Below are 12,104 nucleotides of genomic sequence, written 5' to 3'. Positions count from 1 at the left end.
GACGGTTAAAGAGTTAAGAGCACATAAAAGCGCCATCCATGACGAAAGCAGGAGCAAGTTTAAAGCAATAATTTCACTGCGAAATAAAAACTCACTGAATTTGCAAAACCTTTACAAAACAAATAGATGCCTGCGGGCAAGGGGAAGTTATGGCCTTAGAAATGTCTACTCAGGGAAGCATTAACAGTTTACTTTCATCGGTAGCAGCACCCGCTACCAACACACAAGCCCAAGCGGCAACGCAAACCGAGGATACGGCAACTCAAGGTCAAGACTTGCCGTCAATGTTTGCCGCCTTGTTCGCGCAAATGCCAAATACCGACGAAACAGATACCGAACAAGATGCTACAGCGTCAGCATCTACGCAAAGTACCGCGGGTTTAAATACCAATATGCTTTCGGCATTAACCTCTGACGATGCAATCAGCGTTATGCAGAACTCACTTCTTAGCGCTTTGCAAAATAATGTATTCGCTGGTCTTACTGAAAGTGCCTCGGCAACCTCGCTGGCAGACACTGAAAGTACTACGCAGACGAGCAATATCGATGGTGCTCAGGCAAACGGTGCCGCAGAAGGCATGTTTGATCAGCTTTATACCTCGGCGTTTGGTGAAGACGGGTTAGGCTTACAAGATGGGTTCGATACGTTGAATATTGTTAATCATCTGCCTATTGTTTCAGACATTTATGAAGCAACAACATCCACACATATAGATGCCGCTGCAAGTCTGGCCGGCGGATTCCTTTATGGAGGCGTAGCCGGCATGTTATATACGGATGCCGACTTAACAGTGGAGAAAATGACAGGGGAAAGTATATCCACAAACTTGTGGGACTACGGGAAGCAAACGTTTTCCAACCTTGTTGGCAGTGAAGGCAGCACAACGGATGAGCCCACAAGTGAACTGGATGTTGCCAGTACACTAACTGATAACGCTTATCAATTTGTACAGCGAAACATTGGCGGCTAGCCCGCCATCGTATTTATCTAAGCGCCCTTTAAGGGCACCTACCCGCTGAGCTACTAAAAGCTGGGTTTAATGGGTTTGTACTCAGAAGATAAAAACCACGGTGAGGTGACGACTAAATCAGCGGTAGCTGGGGTACATGCCACAGGGACATTCCACACAGAGCAAAGACGAAGTAAGGCTTTAACGTCAGGGTCGTGTGGTGCGGCGTTAAGTGGGTCCCAAAAAAAGAATAGCGCATCGAGTTTGTTTTCCGCGATTAAGGCACCAATTTGTTGATCGCCGCCTAGCGGGCCGCTTTTATAACGGGTGACCGTAAGCCCGGTTTCACTGTTAATAAGGCCACCAGTAGTGCCTGTTGCCACTAAATCACATTGGCGCAAGGTGTCGATATGCTGCTGCACCCATGCCAATAATTCAGGTTTTTTATGATCATGGGCGACTAGCGCCACTGTCAGTTTACTCATGCTGTCCTAATTCCCTTGCATGTAGACCACGTTAATAGTCGAAGTCTACATAATAACCCTCAAAATTGAACATAAATATTCATCGCTCTGTGCTTTATTGTCAACTTTCTGTCATTACTTACTTGATATTATAAGGCGAGAAAGGAAAAACCAACAAAACAAATATTTATACATTTTTATTGCATAAATATTCCAAATGCGTAAACTAGTCGTCGGATAAGGCATTATACTCGTGATTGAGTTGATATAAGTACAGGAAGCAACAATGACACAATCGGCCCATATTCATGGTCATTTGCTAACTAATGTTAATGAATTTACACCTCCCCTGGCTGGCTACACATTGCGCAGCCTACGACGATATGCCTGTCTGTAGGTAAGCTTTTGCGGTAGCACACTTTTTACCTTTGTAATGTGGTCACGTTTGGAATACAAATGTACGCCAAACCAGTATACAAAGGTAAAAAGTGATTTTTTTCCTCTTTTATTGAAAATTTAATTATGTATAACGTCTCAATTATTGGTGCCAGTGGTTACACTGGAGCACAACTCGTTCAATTGGTGCAGCAACATCCTGCACTCACCTTAAAAGGTACCTTTGTATCAGAAAATAGTACTGATGCGGGTAAACCTATTGGTAGCCTGCATGGCAACTTAGCGCACCTTAGTTACACCCTTACGCCTATTAGCGACAGTGCGCTTACCCAGATGGCTGAGGACATGGACTTTGTTTTACTTGCTACACCACATGAGGCAAGTCATGACTGGATGCAAACGCTAAGCAGTAAAAAGGCCAAGGTACTTGACCTTTCGGGTGCGTTTAGACTCAAAGACACCGATATATTTGCTCAGTTCTACGGTTTTCCCCATACCGCTTCTGACTGCTTGAATAAAGCGGTATACGGGCTTGCTGAATGGTACAGCGATGATATAACTTCTGCGGATATCATCGCCGTTCCCGGGTGCTATCCCACCGCCAGCCTTTCTGCTCTTAAACCGCTGGCACAAAATGGTTTACTAGACTCACAGGTCCGCCCGGTAATTAACGCGGTTTCTGGTGTGTCTGGGGCGGGTCGAAAAGCCAATTTAACCACCAGCTATTACGAAGTAAGTTTACAGGCCTACGGCGTGCTGGGTCATAGACATACCCCTGAAATAGAGGCTTATCTTGGTACCAAGGTGATATTTACTCCTCATTTAGGTAACTTTAAACGTGGCATACTCGCCACTGTTACTGTGAAAGTAACGCCTGGAACAACGCAAGCGCAGTTGGCCGAGGCCTTTACGTCAAGCTATCAGCATTGTCCGCTCGTTCGCCTACGCAATAGTTTCCCAAAAGTGGATGATGTAGCGCATACGCCATTTGTCGATTTACACTTTAAATTAGACGAAGATTCTTGCTATGCCGTTATTACTGCAGCCATTGATAATGTAATGAAAGGTGCAGCCTCTCAAGCAATTCAATGTGTGAATTTAATGACAAATCAACCTATTGAAACAGGATTAGTCCTTTCATGAGTCGTTCTCCTATTGTTATAAAAGTAGGCGGCGCCTTACTTGAAGATAGTGCCGCCATGTCTCGCTTGTTTAGCAGTATTAAAGAGGTGAAAAAAAGCCGCCCAGTAGTGGTGGTACATGGCGGCGGGCCATTAGTTGAAACACTGATGGCAAGCTTAGGACTATCTAGCAACAAATTAGACGGCCTACGTGTAACGCCAGATGAGCATATGCCCTATATTTGTGGCGCTTTAGCGGGAACAGCCAACAAACAATTGTGTGCCGCCGCTATTGCTACTGGTTTATCCCCAGTGGGTTTATCTTTGTTAGATGGTGATATGGTGACGTGTGAACCTATGGCCGAACAATATGGTGCCGTAGGCGTGCCTACAAGCGCCAACGCTGGCTTCTTAAAAAGCGTGCTCGCGCAATCAAGTTTACCCATTGTCAGCTCTATAGGCAGTAGCCCCCAAGGGCGCCTGTTAAATATAAATGCTGATCAAGCGGCCACAGTTATTGCTGAATTACTCGATGCTGAGTTATTGTTGCTGTCCAACGTAGAAGGCGTACTAGATGGTGATAAACAGCTTATCAGCGAGCTAACTGAAACACACATTCACACCTTATCTCAACAAGGCGTAATTATTGATGGTATGAAAGTTAAAGTAGACGCTGCCATGCAATCGGCGCTTTCATTGTCCCGTGCCGTCTATATCGCCAGTTGGAGTGCTGACGTTATGGATATTCTAAATAAAAAAACCGGCACACGGATTTTACCAACGCCACCACCTGCACAAACAGGCGCATCAGGAGACACAGAATGAAACAGGATCTTTTAACCTTTGCTGACTGGACACCAGAAGCAATGGAAAACTTATTACAGCTTGCGATTGAAATTAAGCAAGCGCCCGCAAGCTACAGCAATGTATTGGCCGGAAAGTCTGTTGTGGCACTATTTGAAAAACCGTCGTTGCGTACGCGGGTAAGCTTCGATATTGGCATCAATAAATTAGGCGGCCATATGGTTTACCTTGATGTGCAATCGGGCAAACTCGCTGGGCGCGAAGATTCTGTTGATACTGCTGCCAATATTGCCTGCTGGGCAGATGCCATTGTGGCTCGGGTATTTTCCCATGATACCCTTACCACCTTCGCCAACGCCGCGAACATTCCGGTAGTAAATGCGTTGTGTGATAAATACCACCCCTGCCAGGGGCTAGCTGATTACATCACTATGTTTGAACGCTTTGGCAAAACCAAAGGTTTAACCATGGCGTATGTCGGCGATGGTAACAATGTTACCCATTCGTTGTTGATTGTAGGCGCACTACTTGGTTGTAATCAGGTAGTGATCACGCCACAAGGTCATGAAGCTGACGCCAGTGTTGTGGCCCACGCTAAGACCCTCGCTGCGCAAACCGGCGCAAGCATTGTAGAAAGCACCGAATTGAATGCCGCAAAGGGCGCAGATGTCATCTACACTGATACATGGCTGTCGATGGGTGATGAAACGCCACTTGCCACCATCAAAGAAAAGTTCATGCCTTATCAGGTAAATGAAGCCTTGATGGAAAGCTCAGGTGCCCGCTATGTAATGCATTGCCAACCAGCCCACCGGGATTTAGAAATTACCGGCTCGCTGATTGATAGCGATAAGTCGTTACTCATGCAGCAAGCCGAAAATAGAATGCACGGCCAAAACGCCATCCTTACTCAATTACTTAGTGCCTAAGAGGATTTACTTAGATGCAAAATGTTAAAAAAATCGTGCTTGCCTATTCAGGCGGGCTTGATACTTCAGCTATTATTCCATGGCTAAAAGAAAACTATGGCTGTGAAGTCGTTGCCTTTGCTGCCGATGTAGGTCAAGGTGATGAAGAATTAGAAGGACTTCACGAAAAAGCGATTGCCTCTGGCGCAAGCGAATGCCACATCGTTGATTTAAAAGAAGAATTTGTTAGCGAGTATATTTACCCTACCATTACCACCGGCGCAGTCTACGAAGGTGAATACCTGTTAGGTACGTCGATGGCACGCCCCGTTATTGCCAAAGCACAAGTAGAAATAGCCCGCAAAGTTGGCGCTGATGCTTTATGCCACGGCTGTACCGGTAAAGGTAATGACCAAGTGCGCTTTGAAAGCACCTTTGCAGCCCTCGCCCCCGACTTAACGGTGATCGCGCCATGGCGTGAATGGGATATGGTAAGCCGTGAAGATCTTTTGGCCTACTTAGCAGAAAGAAACATCGCTACCACTGCATCAGCTACTAAAATATACAGCCGCGATGCTAATGCTTGGCACATTTCTCACGAAGGCGGCGAGCTTGAAGATCCTTGGCAAGAGCCAACGAAACAAGTGTGGACGATGACAGTCGACCCAGAAGATGCGCCTGACACGCCAGAGCGCGTTACCTTGTCATTTAACGAAGGTAAGCTTACCCATGTTGATGGCGAAGCACTTTCACCTTATCAAGCTTTGGTAAAACTAAACGACGTTGCAGGTGCACACGGCGTGGGCCGTATCGATATCGTAGAAAACCGTTTAGTAGGTATGAAATCACGTGGTTGCTATGAAACGCCAGGAGGCACTGTACTGCTTAAAGCTTACAAAGCCCTTGAAACTATGGTGTTGGACAAAGCTGCACTTAAATACCGTGAACAAATTGGCCTTGAGTTCTCGCATGTAATGTATGACGGCCGTTGGTTTACCGCGCTGAATGACGCCTTACTTGCTGGCGCAGCATCGTTTGCCAAAAAAGTTACCGGCGACATCGTGGTTAAGCTGTACAAAGGACAAGCCACGGTTACTCAGCGTCGTTCACCTAATAGCTTGTACTCGGAAGACTTTGCCACCTTTGGTGCCGATGATGTTTACGACCAGAAGCATGCTGAAGGCTTTATCCGCCTATTCAGCCTTTCAAGTCGTATCGAAGCGTTAAAAAACCAAGGTTAATGGCCAAAATTTAAGGAGTATCACATGGCGTTGTGGGGTGGCCGGTTTGAATCCGGTGCAAGTAGTATGTTTAAACAGGTTAACGACTCGTTACCTTTCGACCAAGTAATGGCGAGCCAAGATATTCAAGGCTCTATTAGTTGGTCTCGAGCGCTTGCTAAAGCTGGAGTGTTAACCGAAGACGAACAACAGCAACTAGAATCGGCGCTAAGCGAGTTAAAGGCAAAGGCTGACGCTGGTGAATTAGATTTCGCTGCCTCTAGCGAAGAAGATATTCACAGCTTCGTAGAAGCCGCGCTTATCGACAAGCTTGGCGACATTGGCCGTAAGCTACACACAGGGCGAAGCCGCAACGATCAGGTTGCTACCGACTTCCGCTTATGGGTTCGTGAGCATATTACGTCACTGCACGCAGATGTTTTGGCTGTGATTAAATCTTTACTTAACGCAGCCAGCCGCCATCAAGAAGCGATTATTCCTGGTTACACCCACTTACAACGCGCTCAGCCCATTCATTTTGCACATTGGTGTTTGGCTTACGTGGAAATGTTTAAGCGCGATTTGAGCCGCTTGGACGACCTAAAAGTTCGTATGAACCAGTGTCCATTAGGTTCAGGCGCACTTGCCGGTACTACGTTCCCAGTGGACCGCCACGCCATTGCAGAAGAACTGGGCTTTGATTCTCCGTGCCTAAACAGTTTGGATGCTGTATCAGACAGAGACTTTGTTCTAGAACTATTGTTTGTGGCCAGCACAAGCATGATGCACCTATCTCGTGTTGCAGAAGATATGATTTTCTACAACTCCGGCGAAGCAGGCTTTTTGCAGCTTGGTGACAGTGTGACCTCAGGGTCGTCACTGATGCCACAGAAGAAAAACCCTGATGCATTAGAGCTTATGCGGGGCAAATGTGGCCGAGTGTTTGGCTCGCTACAGTCGTTGTTGGTTACCATGAAAGGCCTACCCCTTGCGTATAACAAAGATATGCAAGAAGACAAAGAAGGCGCTATCGATACGGTAAACCAGTGGCATATTTGCTTATGTATCGCCACTGAAGTGCTTGATTCATTGCAACTGAACGAGGCCCGCTGCCGGGAAGCCGCGGCCCAAGGTTTCTCTAACGCAACGGAACTGGCAGACTACCTAGTAGGCAAAGGTGTGCCGTTTAGAACGGGCCATGACATTGCAGGGCGTGTAGTGCTTCAAGCAATCGATAAAGGCTGTGCCATTGAAGACTTGCCGCTTAGTGACTTACAAGCCATTAGCGACAAAATTGAAGAGGATGTTTATCCTGTTCTGCAATTAGAGTTTGGTGTGAATCAGCGTAATATTTTAGGCGGAACCAGCAAAGAAACAGTGACTAAAGCACTGTATCAAGAGTTGGAAAACCTAGACAAACAAGGGTAAATGTATGGTGTTAGCGCATCATGATGGGATTAAATTATTTCGCAGTTCACTGCCCTATATTAATGCTCATCAGGGAAAAACCTTTGTTTTGATGTTCGGTGGCGAAGCCATCGAACACCCTAATTTCCCCAATATTATCCATGATATTGCATTGCTCAATAGCGTGGGTGTACGGGTTGTATTGGTTCATGGTGCCCGCCCGCAAATAGACCAGCGTGTTGCTTTGCGCAATATTGAAGGTCGATTTGAAAAAGGGGTGCGTATTACCGACAAGCAAACCTTAGAATGTGTTAAGGATGCCGCCGGCTCAGTTCGTTCTCAGGTTGAAGCCTTACTGACTATGGGGCTACCTAACTCCCCGATGCATGGCGCCCAAATACGTGTGTGCTCAGGTAACCTTGTGGTGGCAAAACCCATGGGGGTTCGTAACGGCGTTGACTTTGAAAACACAGGCTTAGTGCGCCGCATTGATATTACTGGTATTAACGATCATCTAAATGACGGCTCTATTGTCCTTCTTTCACCTATGGGGTATTCCTCTACCGGTGAAGTGTTCAACCTATCGCATGAAGATGTTGCCACGCAGGCTGCTATTGCCTTAAAAGCCGATAAGCTTATCGTATTTTCCAATTACGATGGTGTGTACAACAATGACAATCGCTTACTGCGTACTATTGAACGTCCGCAGTTAGAACAGTTGATCATGAACGGCGATATTACCACTGAGTCTACAGTGTTAAGTGCTCTCACCACTAGCGTAGCCGCAGGTGTCCCTCGCGCCCATTGTATTAGTTACGAAAAAGACGGTGCATTGCTTCAAGAGCTATTTACCCGTGATGGTACAGGCTCTTTAGTGATGGAACATCATTACGAGCAACTTCGAGGTGCGACTATTGAAGATGTGGGAGGAATTTTAAAGTTAATTAAGCCGCTGGAAGAAAGTGGCGTATTGGTTAAACGTTCCCGCGAGCGACTGGAAAATGAGATAAACCAATTTATCGTTATTGTTCGCGACGGCATGATTATCGCCTGCGCAGCTTTATACCTTTATCCAGAAGATGATTGTGCTGAATTAGCCTGTGTTGCAACCCACCAAGACTACCGGGGTAAAAACCGTGGCGAACGCATTCTTGAAGAAGTACGTGCACGGGCAAGAGAAGCCAACATTCATACTATTTTTGTACTAACCACTGTTACCGCACACTGGTTTTTAGAGCAAGGTTTTCAGCCCGCTGATATCAGTGCGCTGCCTGCCGTGAAAAAAGAACTGTATAACTTTCAACGAAAATCTAAGGTGTTCACCTTACCGGTATAACCCCCTCCATACTGGTTTTTACTAAACCAGTATGGAAACAATAGCGAGTAAGAAACAAACAAAAAAGGGCACTTCATATAATGAAGCACCCTTTTTTTTGCTTATATCGTTAGCGCGTTCTGTCAGCTACCGCTTGTTTAACCCGTTCTGCGTACTCTTTGTCAGCCTGCTCGTATTTGGCGTACATCGCTTGCTGAACGTCTTCACTAGCCTGGCTTAAGCCATCGGCAATATTGTTTGCCAACTGGTTTTTCTGATCCTCACTCATTAGCCTAAATAAAGCGCCTGCTTGACTGAAGTTATCTTCATCACGGGTATCATATATATCTAGCCATGCATCCTGCTCTAACGGCATAGGTGGCTCCGCCGCAGCTACCACTTCTGCCGGTTCACCTTGGTTAGCTCGGTTGTTCGGATAGAAGTTAGCCCCTGCACCAGCAAGCGCAGGGTTAATGCCAGCGAACGCACCATCACGCTGGTAATTATGTACCGGACAACGAGGAGCATTAACCGGCACTTGGTTATAATTCGCTCCTACACGATAGCGCTGCGCGTCCTGATAGGCCAATAACCGTGCCTGTAACATTCTATCGGGCGATGCACCTATACCAGGAACTAAATTGCTTGGCGCAAATGCAGCTTGTTCAGTTTCAGCAAAGTAGTTATCTACGTTCTTATTTAGCTCAAGCTGACCTATCTCCATTAATGGGAAGTCGCTGTGCGGCCAGACTTTAGTCAGATCAAAAGGGTTGATAGCATAAGTTTTAGCTTCCTCTTCTGACATAAGCTGAACCTTAACGGTCCACGACGGGAAGTCGCCGTTATCTATACTTTCAATCAAGTCTTGCTGAGCACCAAAAGCAGGCATCTTCGCCGCTTGTTCATTCGTTAGCGTCTTAATTCCTTGGTTTGTTTTAAAGTGCCACTTCACCCAATAGCGCTCACCGGCTTTGTTCCAGAAACTTAAGGTGTGCGAGCTATAACCGTTAACGTGACGGTATGATAAAGGAATACCTCTGTCTGACATCAAGATAGTTGACTGGTGCAATGATTGCGGGTTGTTCGCCCAAAACTCATACACTGCCTGAGGGTCTGGCAAATTTGTACGCGGGTTCTTTTTCTGGCTGTGAATGAAGTCAGGAAACTTAATTCCATCGCGTAAAAAGAAAACCGGAGTATTATTACCTACCATATCCCAGTTGCCTTGCTGCGTATAAAACTTTACCGCAAAGCCACGGGGATCTCGGGCATAGTCACTGGAGTCTTGACCGCCACCTACCGTGGAAAAACGCAAGAATATATTCGTTTGCTGACCTTCCTGCTGCAGAAAATCAGCAATAGTAAATTCAGATAAACTTTTAGTTAGGGTAAATGTGCCATAGGCAGCGCTACCACGCGCATGTACCACCCGCTCTGGAATGCGCTCGCGATTAAAGTGCGCTAGCTTTTCAAATAAATAGTGGTTATCGAAAGTGACTGGACCGCGGGCGCCTGCCGTACGGCTCTGGTTATCGTTTGCAACAGGGGCCCCATTGCTGGCGGTTAAAGGCGTGCTCATTGCACCTGAAAATGGGCATTTACTCATGACTGGCGTCCTCATCGTATTTATACATTCACCAAACGCTCGTTTGGATGAGCGCTTAGTAAAGCTAAGCGAGTTAACTTGAGATAGAGGATAGTTAATTAAATAAACCGAATCTAATGAGCAATATCAATCGTATTAATTGATTTTTATAATAAGATACAATAGCCTTAATTGAATAACTCGATACATACCATGCTATGGGCCACTGACTTACGTAAGTATAGTCGGCCGCTTACCTCAGTTGAATGGAGCTCGCCATGCATTGAGGAGGTAAGTAGCCAATAGTTTATGGGCTTAGCTGCGTGCGTTACCTTGCGAACAGTTTACCTGTTGGCTTGCTCAAGAGCCTGGTCAATATCTTTTGCACTGTGCCTGTTTTCAAGCTGTCCATCTTCGCCCCAGGTACGATTAACGATGCTACCCCGGCGCACCGCAGGCCGCTCAGCAATTGCTTTCGCCCATCTTACTAAATGCGTGTATTCGTGCACTTGTAAAAAGGTTGCCGCGTCATAGAGCTTACCGAGTGCTAGGTTGCCATACCAGGGCCATACCGCAATATCGGCAATGGAATATTCATCACCTGCTAAGTAGGTATGTTTCGCTAAATGCTTATCTAGAACATCAAGCTGGCGCTTCGTTTCCATGGTAAATCGGTTGATTGGATATTTCATCGGATACGGAGCGTAGCTATAAAAGTGGCCGAACCCTCCGCCGAGAAAAGGAGCCGAGCCTACTTGCCAAAACAACCAATTGTAGCACTCTACCTTTGCCGCAGGATCGCTAGGGATAAACCGATTAAACTTCTCCGCTAGATAGTGAAGAATGGATCCCGACTCGAACAGTTTGGTTTCTGGCGTGGTGGTAGTATCCACTAAAGCGGGAATTTTTGAATTTGGGTTAACATCCACAAAACCAGAAGAAAACTGATCGCCTTCGCCTATATTAACTAACCAAGCATCGTATTCTGCCTCCTTTACCCCGGCAGCTAGCAGCTCCTCAAGCATAATGGTAGCTTTTTGGCCATTAGGCGTAGCCAGCGAATACAACTGCAATGCATGCTCACCCACCTGACGCTCTTGCTCATGGGTGGCACCGGAAACTGGGCGATTAATGCTGGCCCATTTATTTCCGTCGTTCTCATCTTCTGTCCATACCTTCGGGGGCGTGTAATCTGTCTCACTGCTCATAAAGCGCTCCTAATGTGAATGTAGCCTTTGAATAAATGGAGTGGGTATATTGTTATAAATAACAAGGGGCCTTTGCTTTTAAATAGCGCAATTCGCCTCGTTATACTATTCGCAGAACCTGTGTTTACGATAGGCAACACTGGAAGAAAGACAAACAGCGGGGGAAGCGATTGTTCCCCCAAAGAAGAAAAGGCGGGCAGTCCATTGCCCGCAAACTGGTACTACTCTATTGGCATAGAGAAGGTCGCATGTGTCACTAATTGCAACCTAGACATAGTGTCTTAAAGAATATTTGCATCAATACACCAAGCTAATACAATGATTATGCCAAACCGTATTAACCAATACATTTCAACACGTTAGATAGACATAAGAGTGCCAACTCTAAATTTCAGGATGAAGATGTTGCTCACTAGCAACACTTATTTACATTCCAATAAGTAAAACGAAGCTTTTTTAGACAGTCACAATAACGAAGCCTTTTAAGAAGCTTTTTAAGACAGTCACAATAATACGCCACATAAACAAACTTATTGAGACAGGCACAAAACACGGCACCAAAACTATACTTCAGTACACTTTCTTTAACCTTGTTAGCCATTCACACTGTTAAAGGAGTAAATTAACGTTTGAACGCCCCATGCCTAAAGCCAGAAAGTCGCAAATTAGTTTATTGGATACACCGTATTATCACTGCGTTTCGCGCTGTGTACGCCGCGCGTTTTT

Annotated in this window: 10 protein-coding genes; 7 read left to right on the top strand and 3 right to left on the bottom strand. The window is 46.0% G+C overall.

Annotated features, from left to right (window positions below):
- Positions 1 to 149 precede the first annotated feature (149 nt).
- Positions 150 to 971 carry a hypothetical protein gene (locus tag GTH32_RS16895; protein WP_163087955.1) on the top strand — a complete coding sequence of 274 codons (822 nt, stop codon included), beginning with the start codon at positions 150 to 152 and terminating at the stop codon, positions 969 to 971.
- Between the two features lie 53 nt (positions 972 to 1,024).
- On the opposite strand, the gene GTH32_RS16890 is transcribed toward GTH32_RS16895, so the two are convergent.
- Complete coding sequence (locus tag GTH32_RS16890) at positions 1,025 to 1,435, bottom strand: methylglyoxal synthase (RefSeq protein ID WP_163087953.1); 411 nt, start codon at positions 1,433 to 1,435, stop codon at positions 1,025 to 1,027.
- Between the two features lie 501 nt (positions 1,436 to 1,936).
- On the opposite strand from GTH32_RS16890, the gene argC reads away from it, so the two are divergent.
- Genes argC through argA form a run of 6 tightly spaced genes read left to right on the top strand, consistent with a single transcriptional unit; the run spans position 1,937 to position 8,606 of the window.
- The gene (gene argC, locus GTH32_RS16885) at positions 1,937 to 2,953 is read left to right on the top strand and encodes an N-acetyl-gamma-glutamyl-phosphate reductase (protein ID WP_163087951.1); all 1,017 of its coding nucleotides are present in this window, start codon (positions 1,937 to 1,939) and stop codon (positions 2,951 to 2,953) included.
- On the top strand, positions 2,950 to 3,756 hold the full coding sequence (gene argB / locus GTH32_RS16880) for an acetylglutamate kinase (protein ID WP_163087949.1): 807 nt from the start codon (positions 2,950 to 2,952) through the stop codon (positions 3,754 to 3,756). The genes argC and argB overlap by 4 nt, the downstream gene beginning before the upstream one ends.
- Entirely contained in the window at positions 3,753 to 4,664 is a 912-nt protein-coding gene (locus GTH32_RS16875) for an ornithine carbamoyltransferase (RefSeq protein ID WP_163087947.1), read from the top strand. Before argB ends, GTH32_RS16875 begins: the two co-directional genes overlap by 4 nt.
- A 14-nt stretch (positions 4,665 to 4,678) precedes the next feature.
- Complete coding sequence (locus tag GTH32_RS16870) at positions 4,679 to 5,884, top strand: argininosuccinate synthase (protein WP_163087945.1); 1,206 nt, start codon at positions 4,679 to 4,681, stop codon at positions 5,882 to 5,884.
- A gap of 24 nt (positions 5,885 to 5,908) precedes the next feature.
- On the top strand, positions 5,909 to 7,291 hold the full coding sequence (gene argH / locus GTH32_RS16865; protein WP_163087943.1) for an argininosuccinate lyase: 1,383 nt from the start codon (positions 5,909 to 5,911) through the stop codon (positions 7,289 to 7,291).
- A 4-nt stretch (positions 7,292 to 7,295) separates the two neighbouring features.
- Positions 7,296 to 8,606 (top strand): amino-acid N-acetyltransferase, encoded by a 1,311-nt coding sequence (argA, locus tag GTH32_RS16860; protein ID WP_163087941.1) that lies wholly within the window; start codon positions 7,296 to 7,298, stop codon positions 8,604 to 8,606.
- A 109-nt stretch (positions 8,607 to 8,715) separates the two neighbouring features.
- On the opposite strand, the gene GTH32_RS16855 is transcribed toward argA, so the two are convergent.
- Entirely contained in the window at positions 8,716 to 10,191 is a 1,476-nt protein-coding gene (locus GTH32_RS16855) for a catalase (protein WP_163087939.1), read from the bottom strand.
- Positions 10,192 to 10,514: 323 nt separating this feature from the next.
- Complete coding sequence (gene yghU, locus GTH32_RS16850; protein WP_163087937.1) at positions 10,515 to 11,378, bottom strand: glutathione-dependent disulfide-bond oxidoreductase; 864 nt, start codon at positions 11,376 to 11,378, stop codon at positions 10,515 to 10,517.
- Between the last annotated feature and the right edge of the window lie 726 nt (positions 11,379 to 12,104).

The sequence above is a fragment of the Alteromonas profundi genome (assembly GCF_010500865.1).
Classification (GTDB): Bacteria; Pseudomonadota; Gammaproteobacteria; order Enterobacterales; family Alteromonadaceae; genus Alteromonas; species Alteromonas profundi.
Note: the sequence above shows the minus strand (reverse complement) of the source record. Positions and strands in the feature narration are given on the sequence as shown.

What these genes read in the sequence shown, in the direction of transcription:
- GTH32_RS16870 (WP_163087945.1), top strand. Translation starts at nt 4,679, where the DNA reads ATGCAAAATGTTAAAAAAATCGTGCTTGCCTATTCAGGCGGGCTTGAT.
- yghU (WP_163087937.1), bottom strand. Translation starts at nt 11,378, where the DNA reads ATGAGCAGTGAGACAGATTACACGCCCCCGAAGGTATGGACAGAAGAT.
- argC (WP_163087951.1), top strand. Translation starts at nt 1,937, where the DNA reads ATGTATAACGTCTCAATTATTGGTGCCAGTGGTTACACTGGAGCACAA.
- GTH32_RS16895 (WP_163087955.1), top strand. Translation starts at nt 150, where the DNA reads ATGGCCTTAGAAATGTCTACTCAGGGAAGCATTAACAGTTTACTTTCA.
- argA (WP_163087941.1), top strand. Translation starts at nt 7,296, where the DNA reads ATGGTGTTAGCGCATCATGATGGGATTAAATTATTTCGCAGTTCACTG.
- argB (WP_163087949.1), top strand. Translation starts at nt 2,950, where the DNA reads ATGAGTCGTTCTCCTATTGTTATAAAAGTAGGCGGCGCCTTACTTGAA.
- argH (WP_163087943.1), top strand. Translation starts at nt 5,909, where the DNA reads ATGGCGTTGTGGGGTGGCCGGTTTGAATCCGGTGCAAGTAGTATGTTT.
- GTH32_RS16875 (WP_163087947.1), top strand. Translation starts at nt 3,753, where the DNA reads ATGAAACAGGATCTTTTAACCTTTGCTGACTGGACACCAGAAGCAATG.
- GTH32_RS16890 (WP_163087953.1), bottom strand. Translation starts at nt 1,435, where the DNA reads ATGAGTAAACTGACAGTGGCGCTAGTCGCCCATGATCATAAAAAACCT.
- GTH32_RS16855 (WP_163087939.1), bottom strand. Translation starts at nt 10,191, where the DNA reads ATGAGTAAATGCCCATTTTCAGGTGCAATGAGCACGCCTTTAACCGCC.